Source organism: Variovorax dokdonensis (genome assembly GCF_030316895.1).
In the GTDB taxonomy this organism is placed as follows: Bacteria; Pseudomonadota; Gammaproteobacteria; order Burkholderiales; family Burkholderiaceae_C; genus Variovorax; species Variovorax dokdonensis.
Genome location: NZ_JASZYV010000003.1, coordinates 801,208 through 823,097 on the forward strand (window position 1 = coordinate 801,208; position 21,890 = coordinate 823,097).

Here is a 21,890-nt window from a genome sequence, read left to right on the forward strand (position 1 = left end):
AAGCGCCGCACCCTCGCTATGCTCGGTCCACATGGCCTTACGAGCACTCCTCATCGTCCATCACACGATGACCGGCGGCACGGCGCAGATGGCGCAGGCCGCCGCCGAAGGCGCACGGGCCGAAGGCGGCGAAGCCCTCAAGGTCGACCTGCTGCGCGCGCATGAAGCACAGCCCGAGCATGTGCTGGCGGCTGACGGCTTCCTGTTCTGCACGCCCGAGAACCTGGCAGCGATGTCGGGGATCATGAAAGACTTCTTCGACCGCTGCTACTACCCCGCCCTCGACCGTTTGAACGGGCGGCCCTATGCGGCCTTGGTGTGTGCCGGCAGCGACGGCAGCAATGCGGTGCGGCAGATCGAACGCATCGCCACGGGTTGGCGCCTGCGTGCGGTGGCGCCTGCGGTGATCGTCTGCACGCACGCGCAGACGCCCGAACGCATCCTCGCACCCAAGGTCATTGGCGAAGACGACCTGGCACGTTGCCGCGAACTGGGCGCGGCCATGGCGGCCGGCTTGACGCTCGGCGTGTTCTGATCTGAGCGATCGCCTTGCGTCGATTCGGGCGCCGTCACGCGCTTCGTCTCACTGTTCGAGACCCCCTTCGTCTTGAATGCTGGAACGTTCGCGAAAAAGTGTGGGTTTCACGCGAATATTTCTACCTTTGTATTCGTCGATAAGAGGCCCGAACACCACTTTGTTCACACGTTTGCCGCCAAACGTTACTAACTGTGTCCGGTGCCGACTGAGACTTGATGGGTCCGACGGCTCGCACTTTCGTTTGCGCTTTTGAGCCGCCGGCTATCGATCCACGCTCGCGCCCTGGCGTCCTCGTTCGAGCGCTTCGACGGTGTGGCGAATCAACTCAGTCAAACGTTAGATGAAAAAAACATCAATTGCATTGGTGGCAGTCGCGGCCTTGTTGGCCGCTTGTGGTGGCGGCGGCGGAAGCGACACCACCGCCACCTCGACCACCGTCCAGGCCCCTTCGCAGCCCGCGGAATCGGTCACGCCGAACGTTCCCGTCAACACAGCGCCCGTCGCGAAGATCGCCGACGTCCAGAGCGTGATCACCGGCCGGGCCTTCATGCTCGACGGCAGCGGCAGCACCGATGTGGACGGCGATACGCTGAGCTTCGAATGGAGCCTTCAAAGCGTTCCAGCCGGTAGCACGGCGAACTTGGGCGACAAGGCCATCGCCAAGCCATCGTTCACCGCCGACCTCGCGGGTGACTATGTCTTCGGACTCGTCGTGAACGACGGCAAGTCCAACAGCGCGCAAGTTTCGATCACGGTTTCCGTGGCCAAGGCAACCTGGAAAGACGCCGACTGCTCGCACTCGGGCACCGCCCTGCCCGCTTGCGGCACCCATTTCTCGGACAACGGTTCGTCCGTCACCGTCCAGCAGGACGGCAGCATCACCGCGCTGAAGTTCGAAACCCTGGCCACCCCGCTGGCCGCAATGCCTAGCCAGAACACCGGCATCAAGGGCAATCGCGCCACCCTCGGCCTGGACTTCCTGCACGGCGTCAAGCTCTCGGAGTTCGAAGGCATTTCGTTCAAGGCCAAGGATGACGGCACCGGCGAGACCGGTGCGGGCCTGCCCTACGTCACCTATTCGATCAGCAAGGAATGCGACGGCACCGTCTGGAACAACCTGATCACCAACCTGACGGACATGACGGCTTCGGGGCCGGATGCCGACGGCTACTTCAGCTACTCGGCCGCCGTGAGCAGCCCGAGCTGGAAGTCGACCAGTTGGAGCACTTCGATCAAGGCCAAGGATGGCAACACAGCGGTCCTGCCGCCCAACGGTTCCGCAACGGCTGCAAGCCTGGACGCGCTCATCGCGGAATACCCGAACGCCTGCATCTACAACTGGCCCAACCCTTCCGCGGCTGATCCGACGACGGCCAAGACGCCTGCCGTCATGCTGATGCTGGGCAACAGCACCAACGTCACGGCCAAGTTCGTCTGGATCCGCGACCTGATGATCGGCACGAAGTCGATCTTCTGATTGCGCGCCAGCGAGTCGCATGAAAGAAAAACGGGCCCTCGGGCCCGTTTTTCTTTGGCTCGGCCGTCGCTCTACTTGGCGCCGTCCTCCGCCTCCTGTAGCAGCCGCCACATCACCTTGCCGCTGCCGCTCTTGGGCAAAGCGTCGACGAACTGCACCGTGCGCGGCACCTTGTAGACCGCCATGTTCTCGCGGCACCAGTCGATGATCTCCTGCTCGGTGGTGTTCTTGTGCGTGGCGCGAAGCACCACCACCGCCTTGACCGATTCACCGCGATAGGCGTCCTTGGTCGCGATGACACAGGCTTCCTGGATGGCCGGGTTCTTGAACATGAGCAGTTCCACCTCGGCCGGCCAGACCTTGAAGCCGCTGGCGTTGATCATGCGCTTGAGGCGGTCGGTGATGAAGAAGTAGCCGTCCTCGTCCATGCGGCCCATGTCGCCGGTGCGGAAGAAGCGGCGGCCATCCCATTCGATGAAGGCCGAGGCATCGGCATCGGGCCGCTTCCAGTAGCCGGCGAAGACGCCGGGGCCGCAGGTGATGATCTCGCCCGATTCGCCCACCGGCATCTCCTGCAGCGTGTCGGGGTCGACGACCCGCGAATCGGTGCTCATGAAGGGAATGCCCAGGCACTGCTGCTTGGGGTTCTCGAACGGGTTGGCATGCGAGGGCGCCGCCGTCTCGGTCAGGCCGTAGCCTTCCTGGTAACGCAGCCCGTACTGGTCGAAAAGGCGCTGCGCCACGGCCTGCGGCATGGCGGCCCCGCCGCCGCCGATGTAGCTCAGGCTCGACAGGTCGAAGTTCGCGAAGTTGGGGCTGCCCATCAGGTCGATGACCATGGTGGGGATGTTGGTCCAGCTCGTGACCTTCCATGACGAGATCAGGCGGCCCGCGAGCTCCCGGTCCCAGCGCGGCATGATCACCAGCGATGCGCCCACCGAGATGGCCGTGTGCAGCATGCTCACCGTGCCGGTGATGTGGAACATGGGCACCACCGCCAGCGCCACCATCTCCGGCGAGCCCAGGCCCCAGATCTGGCTGGCGAAGACGTTGTGCTGAATGCTCGAGTGCTTGTGGATGCAGCCCTTGGGCAGGCCGGTCGTGCCGCTGGTGTAGGGCAGCAGCGCCATGTCTTCGGCGCCCACCACGTGCTCGGGCGCGGCATGGCCCGCGGCCAGGGCGTCGGTCCAGGCGGTCACGCGGCCGCCGTCGAGTTCAGGCAGCGCATGGCGCGTGAGCAGCCAGTCGCGCCACGCGGCGGGCATGGTGCTGTCGTCCTGTGCAGCGGCGTCGAAGCTGTCGGTGAATTGGGTGACGACCAGATGCGCCAGCCGTTGGCCCGCGGGCAAGGCGTTGCTGGCCTTGACCAGTTCGGGCGCGAGATCGGCCGTGGTGATCGCCACCTTCGCATCCGGGTCGGTGATGTAGTGCTTGAGCTCCTCGGCCCGATTCATCGGGTTGACCGGCACGACCACCGCATTCGCACGCAGGATGGCGTAGTGCGCCACGATCAGCTGGGGGCTGTTCTGCATGTTCAGCACCACGCGATCGCCGCGCCGCACGCCCATCTCGTGCAGGGCGCCGGCAAGCTTTTCGACCTGGTCCGCCAGGCTGCGGTAGGTGATCACGTTGCCGAAGAACACCAGCGCCGGCTTGTCCGGGTAGCGGGTGGCACTGACGTGCAGGTTGTGCCAGACCGAGGTCGCAGGCACGGTGATGGATTTGGGCAGGCGCTTTGGCCAGAACTTGTAGTGCGGTCGGTCCATGGTGTCTCCGAGAAGGCTCGCAGGGTACATGGCCGCCGCCAACTCGGGAAATCGGGGAATGCCGGGTACGGTCACCTTCGCGACGCATCCCGGGCAGCAGGCGCCGGACGCCACAAAGGCACGGCTCTTGCTTCAAGGCTTCGACCCTCTTTTATCGCGAGACAAGGAAGCCATGTCCGTCATCACCACCCGCCGCGCCGCCCTGGGCCTGTCCCTGGCGTGCGCCCTTTTCAGCGCCGGCGGCATCGCCCACGCCCAGGCCGCACTAGACAACATCACCAAGAGCAAGACCGTCAAGATCGCCGTGCCGACCGACTACCCGCCCTATGGCTCGGTGGACAAGTCGATGCAGCCGGTCGGACTCGACGTCGACATGGCCAGGCTCATCGCCACCAAGCTGGGCGCCAAGCTCGAACTGGTGCCGGTGACCAGCGCGAACCGCATCCCCTACCTGCAGACCAAGAAGGCCGACCTCGTCATCTCCACGCTGGGCAAGAACGCCGAGCGCGAGAAGGTGATCGACTTCAGCGCGGCGTATGCACCGTTCTTCCAGGGCGTGTTCGCCGCCAAGAGCCTGCCGATCAAGGCCTTCACGGACATGGCCGGCAAGTCGGTGGGCGTGACCCGCGGCGCGATGGAAGACCAGGAACTGCAGAAGGTCGCGCCGCCGGGCGTGGACTTCCGCCGCTTCGAGGACAACAACGCCACCGTGGCCGCCTTTGTCTCCGGCCAGGTGCAGACCGTTGCCATGAGCGGCGCGGTGGCGGCCGAGATGATCAGCCGCAACCCGCAGCTGGGCGCCGAATACAAGCTGTTGCTGAAGGACAGCCCCTGCTTCGTCGGTATCGCCAAGGGCGAAGACGCGCTGAAGGCCAAGGTCAACGAGATCATCGCCGCCGCCAAGGCCGACGGTACGCTCGATGCCATGTCCAAGAAGTGGCTGGGCCGCGCCGCTGGCGACCTGCCGGTGTAAATCAGCGACGTCGACGCGATGCAACTGGACTTCTCCGCCGTCCTGGTCGACTGGCGCCTGCTGGGCGTGGGCGTGCTGTGGACGCTGGGCCTGACGGCGATCGCCACCGTGCTGGGCATGCTGCTGGGCGTGGCCTGCGCCTGGGCCCGCGCGAATGGCCCCGGCTGGCTGCGCTGGGTGGTGGGCAGCTATGTGGAGCTGATTCGCAACACGCCCTTCATCGTCCAGTTGTTCTTCATCTTCTTCGGCCTGCCCGCGGCCGGCGTGAAGCTGACGCCCGAGTTGGCCTCAGTCATCGCGATGGTGCTCAACCTGGCGGCCTATGCCACCGAGATCATCCGCGCCGGCATCGAAGCCACGCCGCGCGGACAGATCGAAGCCGCGATGAGCCTTGCGATGACGCGCGCGCAGGTTTTTCTGCGCGTGGTGCTGCCGCCCTCGCTCAAGCGGGTGTGGCCGTCCATGGTGAGCCAGATCATCATCGTGATGCTGGGATCGGCCGTGTGCAGCCAGATTTCGGTCGAAGAGCTCAGCTACGCCGCCAACCTCATCCAGAGCCGCAACTTCCGCGCGTTCGAGGCCTTCATCGTCGCCACGCTGGTCTACCTGTGCCTGTCGGTGCTGCTGCGCAAGCTGCTCAACTGGGCCGGCCCGCGCTTCTTCTTCGGACGCTAGGTCATCGATGAACCAGTTCACCCTCTGGGACATCCTTCGCAACCTGCTGATGGCGCTGCAGTGGACGGTGGCGCTTTCGCTCATCGCGTTTGTCGGCGGCGGCATCGTGGGGGCGCTGCTTCTGCTGCTGCGCCTGCGCGCGGGGCGGCTGACCGACCACGCGATCGGGCTGTATGTCCAGCTCTTCCAGGGCACGCCGCTGCTGATGCAGCTCTTCCTGGCCTACTTCGGCATTGCCTTGCTGGGCGTGGAAGTCTCGGCCTGGACGGCCGCCGCGCTGGCCCTCACGCTCTACACCAGCGCCTTTCTCACCGAGATCTGGCGCGGCTGCGTCGCCGCCGTGCCCAAAGGCCAGTGGGAAGCCGCAGGCAGCCTGGCGCTGGGGTTTGGCGAGATGCTTCGCCACGTGATCCTGCCGCAGGCCACCCGCCTGGCCATACCGCCCACCGTCGGCTTCCTGGTGCAGGTGGTCAAAGGTACGGCGCTCGCCTCGGTGATCGGCTTTGTTGAACTCACCAAGGCCGGCAGCATGATTTCCAACGCCACGTTCAAGCCGTTTCTCGTGTTCGGCTGCGTGGCGCTGATGTACTTCGCGTTGTGCTTCCCGGTCAGCCTGCTGGCCCGCCACCTGGAAAGAAGAACCCATGGCCGCCGTGCCTGAATCCCTGCTGACCGTGAACGTCGAAGCCGCGGGTGCGCCCATCGTGCGCATCACGGCACTTCGCAAGTCCTACGGCAACAACGAGGTGCTCAAGGGCATCGACCTGGACGTCAAGCGTGGCGAGGTGATCGCCATCATCGGCAAGAGCGGCTCTGGCAAGAGCACGCTGCTTCGCTGCGTCAATGGGTTGGAAGTCTTCCAGGAAGGCTCGCTCACCGTCGACGGCAAGCCATTGCTGCACGAAAGCGCGATGGCCATGCGCGAGCTTCGCCAGCGCGTGGGCATGATCTTCCAGAGCTTCAACCTCTTTCCGCACCTGTCGGTGGGGCGCAACATCATGCTGGCCCCCACGCTCGTCAAGAAGCGCGGTAAGGCCGAAGCGGCGTCTCAGGCGCGCAAGTTGCTCGCGCGCGTGGGCCTGGCCGAGAAGTTCGATGCCATGCCCGAGCAACTCTCGGGCGGACAGCAGCAGCGCGTGGCGATCGCCCGTGCATTGGCCACGGAGCCGGCGGTGCTGCTGTGCGACGAGATCACCTCCGCGCTCGACCCCGAACTCGTCGGCGAAGTGCTGCGGGTGGTGGAGTCGCTGGCCGTCGAGGGCATGACGCTGCTCATGGTCACCCACGAGATGAACTTCGCTCGCAAGGTGGCCGACCGCGTCATCTTCATGCACCAGGGCCGCGTGCACGAGATGGGCCCGCCGGACGAGCTGTTCAGCCAGCCCCGCACGCCCGAGCTCAAGCAATTCCTGTCATCGTTGCACGACTGAGTCGCCACGGGCCGCAACGGCCCGCTCTTCGCGCAGCGGCCCCAGGGGCAGTGCCCCCGAAGCCGCGCTGGACGCACTGGACTCGCTACCAGCTGTACTTCAAGCCCGCCTGGATCTTGCCCGCGCGGTAGCCCTGACCACCGACTTCGCCGCCAAGCGCGCCCCAGGCGCTCACGTTCTTCGACAGGTTGCCCTGCAGGCCCACTTTCGCCTCGATGCGATTCGACGGCAGCCGATCGGCCACGACATCGCCGTTGAAGCGCATCGTTGCGTCGGCCGTGCCGTGCCACCAGTTGAGCTCCGCAAAGGGTCGCAACTGGCGGTTGCCGCCATCGTCTTGCACGTTGCCGTGCAGGCGCACCCCGACGCGGGTGGTGACCTGCGTGTCGTTCAAGCCGGAGACCACGGTGCCGGACCGCTCCGCGTAGTTGCCGGCGTTGTAGTTCGACACGATCACCTGGGCTTGGGGCTCGAGATAGACCGTCGACTTTCCGTCGTCATTCAACTTGAACGAGTAGCCGGCTTCGATGGACGCGGTGACGCCGGTGGCGCTGTACGACTCCTTCGCGAGGCCTTGGCCCTGCACCGAGTTGCGGTAGCGCCCGCCCATCACCCAGGCATCCACGTAGGGTCCCGAGAGGATGTCCTGATTGCCATACCAGGTGCCGTAGACGCCTGCGCTGTAGCCATCGAGCTGGCCCTGGGCAACGCCGCGCTTGTTCTGGTAGGTGCTGTTGGTGTGGCCATACATGCCCATCGCCCCGATGCGGACACTGCCGTCACCGCCATCGCCGAAGCGCAACAGGTCGGCACCGCCATGCAGCAGGTACGAACTGCCATCGACCGTGCTCATCGGATCGACGCCGTTGCGCTGGCTGTTGGTGCCAGCCACGCGCAGCCAGCCGTTGGCATCGCTTTCGGCGCCCTTGCCGGGCAATCGACCGTCCAGATCCAGGCCCGGCGCCTCGCCCTGCCGCTCATGCAACGTGTGGAACGTCATCTGCATGGCAGCGGCGCGGTTGGCCAGGTAGGCCCCGACTTCCGGGCGATAGCTGCGGGACGGCGCGGCGGCGCCGGGGGTCATGTTGGGATTGGTGCCCGTGTCGGTACCGGTACCCTTGCCCGAGCCATTGGCGCCATCCTTCGTCTCCGAGGTCAGGTACCAGTCCTCGGCCTGGCCGCCGTTGCCACCACGCACCAGGCTGTAGTCGTAGGCACCGGCCACCAGCGTGCCCCTACCCTGGCGGTAGCCGGTCGAAGAGGCATCGAGTCGGAACGCATCGGCTGCGGTCGTGCCGCCGTTGCGCGTCTCGACCACGCGAATGCCCTCCATCGTCTGTGCGCCCCGGCCACCGGCGCCTTGCACGATGACGGCCGTGTCTCCCGAAGCCCGGCCGCCGTCGATCACCAGTTTGTCGGTGGCCGATGCGTCGTCCCCCATCACGGTTCGGATCTGCAGGCGGCCGCCTGCGCCGACGTAGTCGCCCTTGACGTGCAGGACATTGCCCGGCGTGCTGCCATCGGGCCCTGCCAGCATCACCAGGCCGCGGTTGACCAGGCCGTGATTCAGCGTCAAGGTGCTGTTCGCCACCCGCACGCCCAGGACCTGCAACTTGGACGGTTGCGCGGTGTTCTGCGTCTCGGTCCCAGGCTTCGCGGGCACAGCGTTGAGGGCGCTGATGACGCCATCGTTGGTCACATGTCCGCTGACCGTGCCGCGACCCGAGAGCGTGGCGCCTTGCGCCACCGTCACTTCACCCGCATCGGCAGCACCCAGCACGCGATTGGGATGCGCCGCATCGCCCACGACCAGGGTGCCTGCCTCGATCCGCGTGGCGCCACTGTGATGCACCGCGTCGCCGATATTCAGGACACCGCTGCCGCTCTTGACGAAGTCTCCAGCGCCGGCGACGACATTGGCGAGCGTCCAGTCGGTGGTGTTGTTCACGACCAGTTGGCCGTCGACGGCGACGGTCGCGTTGCCCAGGTGCTTGGCCTCCTGCACGCGCACAATGGCGTCGCCGTCGATGGCAAGGCGACCGCCGAACGCCTGGTTGTTGCCCGCCAGGGCCACGTCCGCACCGTTGCTGGCGACCAGGTTGCCGCTGCCGCTGACTGCGTTGACCAGTTCGCCTTGCGCGCCGTCGAGCCTCAACGTGCCTGCATTGGCGATCGCGCCAGAGCCCAGGCCCGCCACGTCGTTCATGCGAACCTGCGCGGCTGCAGCGATCGAGGTGGCGGCGCTCAGCGCGCCGTTGGCACCTTGTACGTCCAGAAAGCCGCCGGCGACGTTCAGTTGACCCGCGCCCTCCAACATGCCAGCGGAAGTTCCGCCGTTCTCGATGGTCAGCTTGCCGCCGTTGAAGTCGAGGGTGGAGCCGAGCTCGCCGTTCAGTGCGCCGATGGTCTGCGCCTTGCCGTTCAGGTCGGTCTTCGCGCCGTTGGCGATGTTGAGCTTGCTGGTCTGGCCAAGTGCGTTGTTCGCATCGAGGCGCAGCGTGCCCGTCGCGGCCGTTGTCTCGCCGGTGTAGTCGTTGCCTTCGTTGGACAGGGAGATGACGCCTGCCCCCGCATCGGCCACCAGGTTCCCCATGCCGGTGATCTTGGCCGACATGTCCGCCGCCGCGCCCATGGCGCCGCTATCTTGGCTGAATGTCAGGCTCTGGCCTTGCTGCAGGTCCAGTTGCTTGAGTCCCCAGTTGACGTACAGACCATCGCCGGGCGCAGTGGTCAGGCGATAGTCGTAGGTGCCCTTGGCCACGATGGTCCCACCCTGGCTGATGTCCACCATGCGGCCGTCGCTGATGGCCTGGCCATTCTGGTCCTGCAGCGTCAGGTTGCCACCCAGCCCGGTGATGCTGGCGGCACTGACCAGCTGGGTGCCGATGTTGCCGTCGTCCTGTGCCAGCAGGTTGACGCTGGAGGGCGTGTCCTTCGGGCTGGCTTCGTAGGCAACCGGCAAGCTGACCTGCACGATCCCCGCGTGCGTGACATCCAGGGTTTCGGCCTTGATGGTGGTGGAAGCGTGGACCTGGTCCGGCACATTGGCCGCGAAGCGCAGCGTGCCGCCTTCGATGTCCAGCCCCCCAATGCGCTGCTCGCCGAGGCCGACCGTCGTCACGCTGCCCGAACCGGCACGCAAGGTGGCGTTGCGCAGCGCGGTCGTGTTCTGGTCCTGCAGCGCAAAGCGGGTGTCGCCCAGGAACAGCGAGCCGGTGAAGTCCGCGCCGGTCTTGTCGGCGTTGGCGGAGCCGAAGTCGAAGGACTGGCCACCGCTGGAGGTGGTGACCATGCCTGCGCCCTGCAGTGGGTTGTTCAGCACAAAGGCACCCGCGCTGGCCGCAACCGCCAAGGTGCTGCCGTCATCGATGACGATGGTGCTGCTGTCGGTGCCATCGTCCGCCGCGACCAGGGCCTGCTTGAGCGTGACGGTCGAGTTGTTCGACAACTGCACCGTGTCGATGTGTCGCATGGCTGCGCCGTCGTCGTAGGTGTATTGCGCACCGTCGAACACGACCCTGTCATTGCCTGCAATGCCATCGATCGCGCCGAAGCTGGCGTTGCCCTTCACGGTGACAAGGTCGTCGGCTGCGCCGCCCCGCACGGTACCCGACAGCGTCGAGTCCTGGTCGAGGGACGCCGTGTTGGTGCCTTCGCCGAGGTTCACGTCACCGGCGATGGTGCCCCGGTTGACGAACTCGGAATCGTTGTCGCCCATGACCACGGCTTTGCCGGTCCCGCTCGCGGCGATGAAAGCCCCGGCGGCGTTGACGAAGCGTTGGGCATCGCCCGCGTCCACCGTCGGCGCCGCAATGCTGACCGACGTCAAGGAACCACGGTTGATCGCTTCGGTGACGCCGTCGCCCAGCACGAGCGCCGAGCCGCCAGCGGCGTGGCTCACATCGACGTTCACCGCCGTGTCGACCCGGCCGGTGGCGTTGGCCACGATGCCACGCCCGTCCGCGCCGGTCACGTTCACGGTCAAACCGGATGATGCGGACAGGTCCAGTGCGTTCGCGCTCTGGCCGCCATCGGCGTTCTGGAAGGCAATCCCGATGCCGCTGCCGGCCACGTTGATCGTGCCGCTGTTGTCCTTGGCGATGCTCGCCGCGGTGCGCAGCCCGATGCCGTCGGCCACGTCGATCGTCGTGTCGTTCAGGCGCAGATTGGCAATCTCGGCCGCGTTCTCGACGCCATGCCCGGTGGCGCCGGCGGCATTGACGACGATGTGCGCGCCATCGACGTTCAGCCCCGTCGCTCCCTCGCCGATCAAGACCCCATGCGCCGTGCCTCTGCCTTCGATGGTTCCCGCGCCTGAGCCTGTCAGGTCGAGGTGGGCGCCCTGCCCCAACGCGATGGCGGCCTTGCCGTCGGTGGCAAGGATCCGGCCGGTGTTGGCGACTTTCGAGTCGGCGCCCTGCACTTCCACCGCCGTGCCGTTTGCCACGATGTCACCCGAGTTGTCCAACTGCCCGGACAGGATGCGCACGCCCTGCGAGTCGGCGCCGCCGAGTGCGATGTCGCCCCGGTTGACCAGCTTGCCCTGGTTCTGGGCGACAAAGCCGATGGCGCCGGCTTGGGAGGTGCTCAGGTCCGCCGAATTGGTCAACGTCGAGGTGGTGTTTGAAGCTTGTTCGCTGCCATCGAGGCCGTAGCGCTTGCCATCGACCACGCCAGCGGTCGCACCGGCGCCGTCCAGGTTGACCTGGACCCCATTCGTCAACTCGACCTGGGCACCGCCAGTCACGTACAGACCTCGCGCGTTGGTCCCCGTGACCGACAGCGTGCTGCCCGCCTCCACGCTGCCGACCGTCTGTTCGCCGTTGAAGTGAAGGGCCGTCGACTCGTTGCCGCTGGCCGTCGCATGCACTTTGCCGGCAATGGCGGCGCCGTCGTCCAGGCGATAGATCGTGCTGCGCTCGCTCGGCGCGTACAGACTGACGGTCGATGCCGAATCCACGTTGATCTTCGAGCCCGCGCCACTGAGGTGGAACAGGATCTGGTCGCTCGACGCGGCACCGAACCCTGGCACGGCCGAGTTCGCGAGATTGACGGTGGCGCCATTGGTGGCCTGCACGCCGATCGCGCCGTCGCCATTGAGCATGATCGTCCCGCCGGTCATGTTGACCGACGTGTTCGCGCCGCTGGCGCTGATGCCCACGGTTCGCCCAGCCATCGTTCCGCCATTGAGCACGAGGTCGCCGGAGTTGTTGACGACCGTCCGCTGCGCTCCGCTCGCGTCGCGGGCGACGATGCCCGTGCCTCCCGCGCCCACCTCGATGCTGCCGGAGTTGGTGCCGCGCGCACCTGCCTCGACGCGGATGCCGGTTGTGCCTTCGCCGGTGAAGACGATGCGGCCGGTGTTCGCAATCTCGGCGCCGTTGCGCGCGATGTAGCCAGTGACGCCATCCAGCGTCGATCCAAGCGCTGCCTCGCTGACCAGCACCGTTCCGCTGCCAAAGCCCTGCGCGCCAGCTGCTTGGCTGGCGTCGGACAACGTACCCGCCACGGGCAGGCCTTCGTCCGAGCCATCGATGTCGCGCTTCTGCCCGTCCGCGATGCCGGCCACGGCGCCGACTGCCGCGAGGTCGATGACGGTCGGATTGGTGATCTTGCCCTGCGCGCCGCCTTCGACCCGTACGCCCGTGGCGCCCTGGCCGACGAGGTGCACGTTGATCGAGCCCGAGTTGAAGGCGGACACGTCGCTGCCGCTGGTGCCAGTCACCAGCACGGCCGTGCTGTCCGCGCCCGATGCCGTCAGCAGGCTGCCCGTCCCCACGCCGCCGAGGAAGTCTGCGCCGTCTTCCATCCGGAACAACGTCGACCCCTGCGTGGTGACGTCCTGCGGGGCCGTACCGGAATTGGTGATGATCGAACCCGGCCCATGAGCGAAGAAGCCGATCTGTCCCTTGCCATCCGACATGTTGACCGCGCCGTCGCCGGCAATGGCCACGGCGCCGCCGTTGCGCGCATGCACGCCGATCGCACCGTCCCCGGTGACGTTGACCGCCCCTGCGATGTCGACACTTGCACCGGCGCCCTCGGCCCAGGCACCGTAGTTGCGCAGGCCGGTCTGCGGGTCGACCGCTCCGGCCACGTTGATGACGCCTGAAGACTGGACGCGGGCGGAACCGCCGTCGGAGGCCTGCGCCTTCAGGCCCACGCCGTTGACGCCCTGCAGGTTGATCGTGCCCGTGTTGATCACGACGCTCGCGCCGCTGTTGACCGCATGCATGCCCGCGTTGATCAACGGGGTGCTGCGACTGCGGCCGTAGATGTCGATGACGCCGCTGTTGCGCGCGTCGGCGCCAGTGGCCCCCTGGACCAGGAAGCCGGCGGAGTTCTGGGTCAACGAGCCGATGGTGATCCGGCCCGCGCTTTCCGCCTTGGCGTTGCCGCTCAGCCTGATTGCCACGCTCTGCACGGTGCTGTCGGTATCGGCCACCGACTCCGGCGAGAAGACGTCGTACTGGGCGGCACGGCCGATGTACATGTACCCTGATGCCGAGTTGGTAAAGCGCGTGTCGTCGTGCGCGATCACCCCGTTCACGGAGCCGTTCGTGGCCGAATTGGTGTCGCCGATGTTGATGGTGCCGTTGTTGGTGCCTTCGGCGCCGTCCCTGAGCTGGATCGCGTACTGGTCGAAGGGGTTGGTGCTGAGGTTCCAGCCGGCAACGTTCATGATCCCGTTGTTGGTGAACGTGCTGCCCGCATTGGCCGCGTTGACCAGCATGGCTTCCGCGTACTTTCCGTTGAAGTTGCCCTCGCCCGTGGTGTCCCATCCGTTCTCGGCGTAGTTGCCCCCGGTGATGACGCCATTGTTGGTGGCCGATCCGCCGGTGCGGACCCTGACGGCCACGTTGCCCGAGGAAGACACCGAGCCCCCCTTCTCCACTTCGAACGCGCCGCCGTTGACGACGCCGATGGAGACGGCCCGCTGGTCGATCTGTGCGCCAGCGCGCACCTTGCCGCGGGCGCCCGCGCCGTCGACGTACATGGAGTAGCTCTGGCCTTTCGGGACCGTGAGTTCGTCGCCCGCGTTGATGTTCTGGTCGTAGGTGTATTGCTCTTGCTGGAACGTCACCGCCTGCTTGAACGCGGCGTCGTATTGCTCTTGGGACTCGAGCCGGCCGGCACGCAAGGCGGCCACCAGCGCATCGTTGTATGCGGCGAGCTCCGCGACGTTGGTCACCGTGTAGGTGCGCCCGTCAAAGCCGGTGAACGTGCCGGCGTAGGTAGGCACAGAAACGTTCACGCTCGCGGGGCCGGTACTGCTGGCGAGATGCCCCGCCACGAAGATGACCAGGTTGCGCGATGCCCATTCGACCGAACTGCCGGCGCCTTTCGCCACGGCAATCTTCGTGTCCTTGGCGGCCATCGTGATCGCGTTGACCTTGGCGGACGGCGCCTGCCGGGCATCGCCGACGTTGAACACGGCGGTGCCGCCGTTTTGCGCGGACAGCATCGTCGAGCCGATGTATTGACCATCCCCCACGTTCTTGTACTGGTCGGCCCTGGCGTCTGCCCAGTCGACCGACTCGAACTGCGTGCTGTCGAAAGTCGCCACCGTGCGGGTTCCACCGGTGATGGCGTCCGGCGTGGTCACGCCCTGCACCTGCGCGCCGAACGAGAGCTTCTGTTGCCCCTTGAGTTCGGGAATCAGTTCGCCATAGGTGGGATAGACGAGCCCGCTGTCGCCCAGCGCGATCTTGTCCGCCGTGCCGAGCAGCGTCACCGTCTGCCCGGCGCCGTCAGCGACGGTGGTTCCGGCCGAGCCGTCGTTGTCGATCGGGTTGTAGTTGACCTGGCACTCGCCCGCCATCGGCATCGAGCCGTCACCGCAGGTCGTCGCGGCCGATGCCGCGCTTGCTCCACCCATCGCCAGCGCGACCGTGCAAACCACGGCAGCGAGCAACTTGTTGCCTGTTTTGCCTCTTCCCTTGCTGGCCTCCGAAGCCGCAACCCACCCGCCGACGGCGGCACTCCAGACATTTCGATAGATCTTGTTCATTTTTCGTCCTGGTACCTAAAAAACTTCCGCAATGGGCGAAAGCGCCAGAATTGCAAACGAAAGGTTTGATCCGGGTTGTGCGAGTTTTCTTGGCTCGCGCATGCGAAATTTCCCAACACGTCATGGGAAATGGATGCGCAGGAAGGCTTGGTTGGACGAATGGCGTTGCGCCACATGGCGTCAACAATCCGCCGTCGGCACGGACGGTTGCGGGTTCGGCGACCCTGGCGCACGATACGGCGAGCGTGCGGGGATTTGCCCTTGTCGCGGTCCAACGCGAGGCGCAGTCGATGTTCTTCCTCTGGCCCAAACTGCTCTGGCTGCTGACGGCGCTGGCTTTGCCGGTGGCCGCATACGTCTGGCTGCAGCGGCGTCGCGCCCAGACGGCAATTCGCTTCAGCAACCTTGGCGTCGCGCGCGCGGCCAACGTGCACAGGGCGTGGCGCCGCCACGTGCCACCGGCGCTGTTCCTGCTCGCCGTGGCCGCCATGCTGTTCGCCTCTGCGCGGCCGGTCGCCCGGGTTCAGTTGCCCTGGGTGCGCTCGACCATCCTGCTGGCGATCGACGTGTCGCTGAGCATGAGCGTGTCGGACGTCAAGCCCAGCCGGCTTGTGGCCGCGCAGGATGCGGCCAAGTCCTTCCTGCGTGAAGTGCCCAGGCAGATCGAGGTGGGGCTGGTCACCTTCGCCGGCAGCAGTCAGGTCGCGCAGCGCCCGACGCTGGACCGCGAATCGCTGGCCGCCGGGATCGACCTGTTCCAGATGCAGATCGGCACGGCCGTCGGCAACGCCATCGTGCTGTGCCTGGCAGAACTGTTCCCCGAGCAGAACATCGCGCTGGGCGACATGACCTTTTCGAGCATGAAGCTGTCGCCGAGCCTGGACGACAAGGCCCGGCGCAAGCCCAAGGAGGTCGCCCCCGTCGCGCCGGGCTCCTACAAGTCGGCCGCGATCATCCTGCTCAGCGACGGGCGGCGCACCACCGGCATCGACACGCTGGAGGCCGCCAAGATGGCCGCCGATCGCGGCGTGCGCATCTACACCGTCGGGCTGGGCACGGTCAACGGCGAAGCCGCTTCGCCCGAGGGCATGGCGCTGTACCTGCAACTGGACGAGCCGACCCTCAAGGAGGTGGCGCGCATGACCGGCGGCGAGTACCACTATGCCGGCACGGCCGAGTCGCTGCGCACGGTCTACGAGCAGTTGGGATCGCGCGTGCAGGTCGAAACGCGCGAGACCGAAGTGACCGGCATCGCATTGCTCGCCGGCGCACTGCTGGCGCTGCTCGCGGCTGCGCTCTCGGTGTCGTGGGTGGGCCGCATCGTCTAGGCGGGTGGCGCCTTTTTGCGTTGACGGCCGACAGCCGGAACCAGGGCCCCGTGGCAAGCTCCAAGGGCCATGCCGAAACATCTGCCGAAAATCGTACCCAGCGCCCTGCACGCGCGGCGCCAAGTGCTGCGCATCGCCGCCGCCGGCACCTTGCTGCCGTTGATCTCGACCGCCGCACGTGCAGGTTTCAATTTCTTCCTGAACGAATACACCGCCACGCGCGAGGAATTGCAGGCGCAGATCACCCGCCGCTTTCCGATCACCGAGCGCTATGCCGAGATCTTCAGCGTGACGCTGCTCGAACCGCGCCTGTCGCTCGATGGCGCGTCGAACCGGGCCACGCTGGCCGCGCAGCTTTCCATTTCCAGTCCGCTGCTGCAGCCTTCGACCGTGCCCGGCCGGGTCGCAGTGAGCAGCGCGCTGCGCTGGGACGCCGCTTCGCTGGCGCTACGCCTGCAGGACCCGCGCGCCGAAAAGGTCGAGCTCGACGGCGTACGTGGGCGCGATGCGCAGCAGTTGCAGCGCGTCGGCGCCGCCGTCGCGGAGCAATTGCTGCAGGGCTATGCGTTGCACACCTTCAAGCCGGAAGAACTGCGTGTGGGCAACAAGACCTATCAGGTGCAAGGCATCACCATCGGCAATGATGCCGTGCAGGTGGCGCTCAAGTAGCCCGCGAAGGCGTCTTGCGCTTGTGGCAAGCTGCGCGGCCATGTTCCTACGCTTCATCCCCACCTTTCGCGTCGCCGTCTGCACGCTGGCGGCGCTGGCTGCCAGCGCGGCCCATGCTTTCGATCTGCAGGCGCACCGCGGCGGCCGAGGCCTGGCGCCCGAGAACACGCTGGCAGCCTTCGCCAATGCCGTCGCGCTGGGCGTCGATACCCTGGAGCTCGACGTCGGCCTCAGTGCCGACGCTCAGGTGGTCATCTCGCACGACCTTGCGCTCAACCCCGAACACACGCGCGACGCGCAGGGCCAGTGGCTTTCCCAGCGCGGCCCGCTGATCCACGATCTGACCGCCGCGCAGCTTCAGGGCTACGACATCGGTCGTCTGCAGCCCGACTCGGCCTATGGCCGCCAGTTCCCAGAGCAACGGCCGGCCGACGGCCAGCACATTCCAACGCTGGCAGCACTGTTTGCCGAAATGAAGCGCCTGGGCGCCACGCATGTGCGCTTCAACATCGAGACCAAGATCGACCCCGCTCGCCCGGGCGACACCGCACCGCCCGAAGCCATGGTCGACGCCTTGCTGGCCGAGATCGACCGCGCGGGCGTGGCGTCGCGCACGACCGTCCAGAGCTTCGACTGGCGCACGCTGGCCCGGGTGGGTGAACGCGCTCCGAAGATGGCGCGCGCCTATCTCAGCAGCCCGCGCACGCTGTCCGATCCGCGGTGGACCGCCGGGCTCGCTCTGGCCGAGCATGCCTCACCGGCGCGCCTGGTCAAGGCCGCGGCCGGTGGCTCGCCCACGGCGCCAGTCATCTGGTCGCCGGCCTTCAAGGACCTGACGGCCGATCAGGTGAAGGAAGCCCACGCGCTCGGGCTCCTGGTGCTGCCCTGGACCGTGAATCAGCCTTCCGAAATGACACAACTGCTCGACATGGGGGTGGACGGCATCATCACCGACTATCCCGATCGCCTGCGCAAGGTCATGCAATCGCGCGGCATGCCATTGCCGGAGCAGGTCAAACCATGAGCGCGTCTGCCCATCAACAGCAATGGCAGCGCATTCAAGACGCGCTCCAGGATCTGCGCTCCGGCCATGGCTCGATCGATGCCCTGTCGGCCTGCGCGAACGACGCGCGCGACCTGCTCGCTGCCCTGCCACCGCGGTTCCAGACCGTGCTCGACGATCTGCTCGATCGCCTGAATGCCAGCGTGCTGTTTTCCGAGGAGAGCTGCTCCTTCAGCCAAAAGGACCTGCTGGACGGCCTGCAGGGCTGGCTGGATCACGCCCACGCGCGAATGGGGCCGGCCGACTGAGCGACTCAGACATGGCGGTGCGCGGGGCTCGCGCCCAGCGGCTCCAATGGCTGCACGTCTGCGCGCCGGTGCAGCGCCTCGATGATCCGGCAATGCGGTCCATTGCCGTCGCAACCGTTGCGCAGCGCGACCAGATCGGCCTCGAGTGCCCGCAGTTCCTCCAATCGCTGGCGAACATGCGAAAGATGCTCGTCCAGCGTCACGCAGGCGGCTTCGCAGTCGGCCTTGCTGCGCAGGTCGAGCGCCAACAGCGTGCGTACTTCGTCCAGAGACATGTCCATCGCCCGGCACAGACGGATGAAGCGCAGTTGGTGCACGTCAGCCTCCGAATAGAGGCGATAGCTGCTTTCGCTGCGCTCTGCCGGCGCGATCAGGCCCTGGGCCTCGTAATAGCGGATGTTGGCTGCGCTGACGCCGCTGCGCGCCGCCGCCTGGCCGATGCGGTAATCCTGCACGGCGTGCGGTTTCGATGCATTCATGGCTTGACCTTCAAGGGACTTTAGGCTTTTCAATGGTGGCACAACCTAACCAGAAGAAGCCTTGTCATGGAGAGAAACCTCAATACCCAAGCGGCCGCCGCACAGGGCAGCCAACCGCCCATGGGCGCGCCGCGCATCAAGATCGACTGCTGCGGTTCAGCGTCGTGTTCGTCCGCGCCAACGCATGCGCACGCCGATGGCCATGATCACGGGCGCGCGGATGGCAACCATGCGCAAACCGAAGAGGCCGGGCACGACCACGGTCCCCTGCCCAGCACCGCGCGACTGATCGCGGCGCTGTGCCTCGCACTCGGCGCCGAAGGCATCAATTGGTTCGCCGCAGACCGCCTACCCTGGGAGATCGCCGGCATGGTCGTGGCGGCCGTCGCCATCGTGCTGGCCGGCCTGGGCATCTACGTCAGCGGACTTCGATCGCTGCGCCGCGGCAAGCTGGGTATCGACACGCTCATGTCAGTGGCCGTGACTGGCGCCTTCGTCATTGGCCAGTGGCCCGAGGCGGCGATGGTGATGGCGCTCTACGCGCTGGCCGAACTCATCGAGCACCGCGCGGCCGATCGGGCGCGCAACGCCATTGCCGGACTCATGGCCCTGGCCCCGCAAGAGGCTGAATGGCAGCGCGCGGATGGGCGCTGGGAACGCGGCCCCAGCAGCGAAGTCCCCATGAGCGCCCGAGTGCGCGTGCGCCCCGGCGAGCGACTGCCCTTCGACGGCGAAGTGGTGCTCGGTCACGGCGCCATCGACCAGTCGCCGATCACTGGCGAGAGCATTCCGGTGGACAAGGGCGTGGGCGACAAGGTCTTCGCGGGCACCATCAACCAGAGCGGAGAACTGCAGTTCACCGTCACCGCCTCGGCTGGCAGCACGACACTCGACCGCATCATTCACGCGGTGGAGCAGGCCCAAGGTTCGCGTTCGCCCACCCAGCGCATGGTCGATCGCTTTGCCGCCGTCTACACACCGGCGGTGTTCGCCCTGGCGGTAGCTCTGGTACTGGTGATGCCGCTCGCGTTCGGCTGGACCTGGCTCGATGCCATCTACCGCGCGCTGGTGCTGCTGGTGATCGCCTGCCCTTGCGCACTGGTCCTGGCCACGCCGGTGACGGTGGTGAGCGCGCTCACCTCGGCCGCACGCCGCGGCATCCTGATCAAGGGCGGCGTGCACCTGGAGGCCGCGCGCACGCTGAAGGCCATTGCGCTGGACAAGACGGGCACCCTCACCGAAGGCAAGCCTTCGCTGGTCCACTGGCAGGCCTGGGCCGGCGCGGACGCACAACAGGTTGAACGGGCGGCTGCGGCGCTCACGACTCGCTCGGACCATCCGGTCTCCAAGGCCATCCTGGCGGGACTGCAGCCCGCCGGCGAACTGCCGGACGTCGAGAGCTTCCGCGCATTGCCCGGCCGCGGCACCGAAGGGCGCGTTCAGGGCCGCGCATTGGCGCTGGGCAATCACCGCCTGATCGAGGAACGCGGCCAATGCGGACCCGAACTCGAAGCCCTGCTGGCCGAACAGGAGCAGCAAGGCCGCAGCGTGAGCCTGCTGGCCGACGAAAGCGGCGTGATCGGCATCTTCGCGGTGGCCGACACGCTCAAGCCCCACGCTCAGGAAGCCGTCGCGGCGCTGCAAGCGCTGGGCGTCACACCCGTGATGCTCAGTGGCGACAACCAGACCACCGCCACCGCCGTCGCCGCGCAAGCCGGCATCCAGGAGGTTCGAGGCAACCTGCTTCCCGAGGAAAAGCAGCAAGCGCTGCTCGAATTGCAGGCCAGGCACGGCCCCACCGGCATGACCGGTGACGGCATCAACGACGCGCCCGCATTGGCTCAAGCCAGGCTGGGCTTCGCAATGGGCCGCGCCGGCACGGACATCGCCATGGAGACCGCCGACGTGGTCATCATGAACGACGACCTGCGCCGACTGCCCGAGACCGTGGCCCTGTCGCGCCGCACGCATGCGGTGCTCTGGCAGAACATCGTCATCGCGCTGGGCATCAAGGCGGTGTTCATGGTCCTGGCCGTTGCCGGCAGCGCCACGCTGTGGATGGCGGTTTTCGCCGATGTGGGCGCAAGCCTGCTGGTGATCGCCAACGGACTTCGCCTGCTGCGCATGGGCGAGCGCTGACACCTGGGGCGCATGGCGCGTGCGGCCCGCATAATGCGCCGCCATGTCCAGTGCTCCAAGTTCCCGTGACGCCGGTGCAGGCGCCATCACCGACGTTGCCGGCATCGAGGTCGGCCACTTCAGCGACACGCGCCGCCCGACCGGTTGCACCGTGATCCTGGCGCGCGAAGGCGCGGTGGCGGGCGTCGATGTGCGGGGCGCCGCACCCGGCACGCGCGAGACCGACCTGCTCGACGACGGCAACCTCGTGCAACAGGTCCATGCCGTCATGCTCGCCGGTGGCAGCGCCTGGGGTCTGGCCGCGGCCGACGGCGTCGTCCGATTTCTCGAAGAACAAGGCGTCGGCATGGATGTGCGCTACGGCCGTCTGCCCATCGTCCCCGCCGCGGTGCTGTTCGACCTGCCCGCGGGTGATGCGCGCATCCGGCCCGACGCCGCTGCCGGCTTTGCCGCCTGCCAGGCCGCCAGCAGCCAGCCGCCTGCCGAAGGCAATGTGGGCGCAGGCAGCGGAGCGCTCGTGGGCAAGCTCTTCGGCATCGACCGCGCGATGAAGGGCGGCATCGGTACGGCGTCGGTCAAGGTCGGCGGCATCACCATCGGCGCGCTCATCGCCTGCAATGCGCTGGGCGACGTGATCGATCCGGACACCGCGCGGGTGGTGGCCGGCGCACGCACCGCCGATGGCCGCTCGCTGCTCGACACGCGACGCGCGCTGCTGCGCGGCGATCTTCCGAGGCCGCTCCTGGCCGGCACCAACACCACGCTGGGTGTCGTCGCGACCGACGCGCGGCTCACCAAGGTGCAGGCCAACCGCCTGGCTTCGGTGGCCCACGACGGTCTGGCGCGCGCCATCAACCCGGTGCACACCATGAGCGACGGCGACACGCTGTTCGCGCTGGCCACCGGGCAGGTGACGCTTGACGAAAACACGCCCGGCATGACCGTTCTGGGCGCGCTGGCCGCCGAGGTCGTGGCTCGCGCCACGCTGCGCGCGGTGCAGGCGGCGCGCACGCTGGAAGCGACGGCACCCGACGGCGCGCGGCTTCGCTTCCCCGCGGCCGCGGACCTCGGCTGAGCGCCGTCCCACCCGATTT

The 21,890-nt window shown here is 66.9% G+C and carries 15 protein-coding genes; 12 read left to right on the plus strand and 3 right to left on the minus strand.

Annotation, left to right across the window (positions count from 1 at the left end):
* Window positions 1-31 precede the first annotated feature (31 nt).
* Window positions 32-535, plus strand: a complete 504-nt coding sequence (locus QTH91_RS17420) for a flavodoxin family protein (RefSeq protein WP_286661358.1) — start codon at window positions 32-34, stop codon at window positions 533-535.
* A gap of 343 nt (window positions 536-878) precedes the next feature.
* Entirely contained in the window at window positions 879-2,015 is a 1,137-nt protein-coding gene (locus QTH91_RS17425; protein WP_286661359.1) for a PKD domain-containing protein, read from the plus strand.
* Between the two features lie 71 nt (window positions 2,016-2,086).
* On the opposite strand, the gene QTH91_RS17430 is transcribed toward QTH91_RS17425, so the two are convergent.
* Window positions 2,087-3,781 (minus strand): long-chain fatty acid--CoA ligase, encoded by a 1,695-nt coding sequence (locus QTH91_RS17430; protein ID WP_286661360.1) that lies wholly within the window; start codon window positions 3,779-3,781, stop codon window positions 2,087-2,089.
* Between the two features lie 172 nt (window positions 3,782-3,953).
* On the opposite strand from QTH91_RS17430, the gene QTH91_RS17435 reads away from it, so the two are divergent.
* The 4 genes from QTH91_RS17435 to QTH91_RS17450 are packed head-to-tail and all read left to right on the plus strand — an operon-like array spanning window position 3,954 to window position 6,859.
* Window positions 3,954-4,754 carry a transporter substrate-binding domain-containing protein gene (locus tag QTH91_RS17435; RefSeq protein ID WP_286661361.1) on the plus strand — a complete coding sequence of 267 codons (801 nt, stop codon included), beginning with the start codon at window positions 3,954-3,956 and terminating at the stop codon, window positions 4,752-4,754.
* 18 nt (window positions 4,755-4,772) lie between these two features.
* Window positions 4,773-5,429, plus strand: a complete 657-nt coding sequence (locus QTH91_RS17440; RefSeq protein WP_286661362.1) for an amino acid ABC transporter permease — start codon at window positions 4,773-4,775, stop codon at window positions 5,427-5,429.
* Window positions 5,430-5,436: 7 nt separating this feature from the next.
* Window positions 5,437-6,090 (plus strand): amino acid ABC transporter permease, encoded by a 654-nt coding sequence (locus QTH91_RS17445; protein ID WP_286661363.1) that lies wholly within the window; start codon window positions 5,437-5,439, stop codon window positions 6,088-6,090.
* Window positions 6,074-6,859: an amino acid ABC transporter ATP-binding protein gene (locus QTH91_RS17450; protein WP_286661364.1), complete on the plus strand. Its 786-nt coding sequence runs from the start codon at window positions 6,074-6,076 to the stop codon at window positions 6,857-6,859. Before QTH91_RS17445 ends, QTH91_RS17450 begins: the two co-directional genes overlap by 17 nt.
* 85 nt (window positions 6,860-6,944) lie before the next feature.
* On the opposite strand, the gene QTH91_RS17455 is transcribed toward QTH91_RS17450, so the two are convergent.
* Window positions 6,945-14,870, minus strand: a complete 7,926-nt coding sequence (locus QTH91_RS17455) for an autotransporter outer membrane beta-barrel domain-containing protein (RefSeq protein WP_286661365.1) — start codon at window positions 14,868-14,870, stop codon at window positions 6,945-6,947.
* A 290-nt stretch (window positions 14,871-15,160) separates the two neighbouring features.
* Between QTH91_RS17455 and QTH91_RS17460 the strand changes: the two genes are divergently transcribed.
* From QTH91_RS17460 to QTH91_RS17475, 4 genes are all read left to right on the plus strand, one after another.
* A complete protein-coding gene (locus QTH91_RS17460) occupies window positions 15,161-16,198 on the plus strand; it encodes a VWA domain-containing protein (RefSeq protein ID WP_286661366.1) in 1,038 nt (345 codons plus the stop codon).
* 69 nt (window positions 16,199-16,267) lie between these two features.
* A complete protein-coding gene (locus QTH91_RS17465; RefSeq protein WP_286661367.1) occupies window positions 16,268-16,867 on the plus strand; it encodes a DUF1439 domain-containing protein in 600 nt (199 codons plus the stop codon).
* 40 nt (window positions 16,868-16,907) lie between these two features.
* Window positions 16,908-17,891: a glycerophosphodiester phosphodiesterase gene (locus tag QTH91_RS17470; protein WP_286661368.1), complete on the plus strand. Its 984-nt coding sequence runs from the start codon at window positions 16,908-16,910 to the stop codon at window positions 17,889-17,891.
* Window positions 17,888-18,178: a hypothetical protein gene (locus QTH91_RS17475; protein WP_286661369.1), complete on the plus strand. Its 291-nt coding sequence runs from the start codon at window positions 17,888-17,890 to the stop codon at window positions 18,176-18,178. The genes QTH91_RS17470 and QTH91_RS17475 overlap by 4 nt, the downstream gene beginning before the upstream one ends.
* 5 nt (window positions 18,179-18,183) lie before the next feature.
* On the opposite strand, the gene QTH91_RS17480 is transcribed toward QTH91_RS17475, so the two are convergent.
* On the minus strand, window positions 18,184-18,657 hold the full coding sequence (locus QTH91_RS17480; RefSeq protein WP_286661370.1) for a Cd(II)/Pb(II)-responsive transcriptional regulator: 474 nt from the start codon (window positions 18,655-18,657) through the stop codon (window positions 18,184-18,186).
* A gap of 66 nt (window positions 18,658-18,723) precedes the next feature.
* Between QTH91_RS17480 and QTH91_RS17485 the strand changes: the two genes are divergently transcribed.
* Entirely contained in the window at window positions 18,724-20,796 is a 2,073-nt protein-coding gene (locus QTH91_RS17485; RefSeq protein WP_286661371.1) for a heavy metal translocating P-type ATPase, read from the plus strand.
* A gap of 43 nt (window positions 20,797-20,839) precedes the next feature.
* Complete coding sequence (locus QTH91_RS17490) at window positions 20,840-21,871, plus strand: P1 family peptidase (protein WP_286661372.1); 1,032 nt, start codon at window positions 20,840-20,842, stop codon at window positions 21,869-21,871.
* The last annotated feature ends 19 nt before the right edge of the window (window positions 21,872-21,890 follow it).

Excerpts from the sequence above, each read along its gene's own strand:
- QTH91_RS17420 (WP_286661358.1), top strand. The coding sequence starts at position 32 with ATGGCCTTACGAGCACTCCTCATCGTCCATCACACGATGACCGGCGGC.
- QTH91_RS17425 (WP_286661359.1), top strand. The coding sequence starts at position 879 with ATGAAAAAAACATCAATTGCATTGGTGGCAGTCGCGGCCTTGTTGGCC.
- QTH91_RS17430 (WP_286661360.1), bottom strand. The coding sequence starts at position 3,781 with ATGGACCGACCGCACTACAAGTTCTGGCCAAAGCGCCTGCCCAAATCC.
- QTH91_RS17435 (WP_286661361.1), top strand. The coding sequence starts at position 3,954 with ATGTCCGTCATCACCACCCGCCGCGCCGCCCTGGGCCTGTCCCTGGCG.
- QTH91_RS17440 (WP_286661362.1), top strand. The coding sequence starts at position 4,773 with ATGCAACTGGACTTCTCCGCCGTCCTGGTCGACTGGCGCCTGCTGGGC.
- QTH91_RS17445 (WP_286661363.1), top strand. The coding sequence starts at position 5,437 with ATGAACCAGTTCACCCTCTGGGACATCCTTCGCAACCTGCTGATGGCG.
- QTH91_RS17450 (WP_286661364.1), top strand. The coding sequence starts at position 6,074 with ATGGCCGCCGTGCCTGAATCCCTGCTGACCGTGAACGTCGAAGCCGCG.
- QTH91_RS17455 (WP_286661365.1), bottom strand. The coding sequence starts at position 14,870 with ATGAACAAGATCTATCGAAATGTCTGGAGTGCCGCCGTCGGCGGGTGG.
- QTH91_RS17460 (WP_286661366.1), top strand. The coding sequence starts at position 15,161 with ATGTTCTTCCTCTGGCCCAAACTGCTCTGGCTGCTGACGGCGCTGGCT.
- QTH91_RS17465 (WP_286661367.1), top strand. The coding sequence starts at position 16,268 with ATGCCGAAACATCTGCCGAAAATCGTACCCAGCGCCCTGCACGCGCGG.
- QTH91_RS17470 (WP_286661368.1), top strand. The coding sequence starts at position 16,908 with ATGTTCCTACGCTTCATCCCCACCTTTCGCGTCGCCGTCTGCACGCTG.
- QTH91_RS17475 (WP_286661369.1), top strand. The coding sequence starts at position 17,888 with ATGAGCGCGTCTGCCCATCAACAGCAATGGCAGCGCATTCAAGACGCG.
- QTH91_RS17480 (WP_286661370.1), bottom strand. The coding sequence starts at position 18,657 with ATGAATGCATCGAAACCGCACGCCGTGCAGGATTACCGCATCGGCCAG.
- QTH91_RS17485 (WP_286661371.1), top strand. The coding sequence starts at position 18,724 with ATGGAGAGAAACCTCAATACCCAAGCGGCCGCCGCACAGGGCAGCCAA.
- QTH91_RS17490 (WP_286661372.1), top strand. The coding sequence starts at position 20,840 with ATGTCCAGTGCTCCAAGTTCCCGTGACGCCGGTGCAGGCGCCATCACC.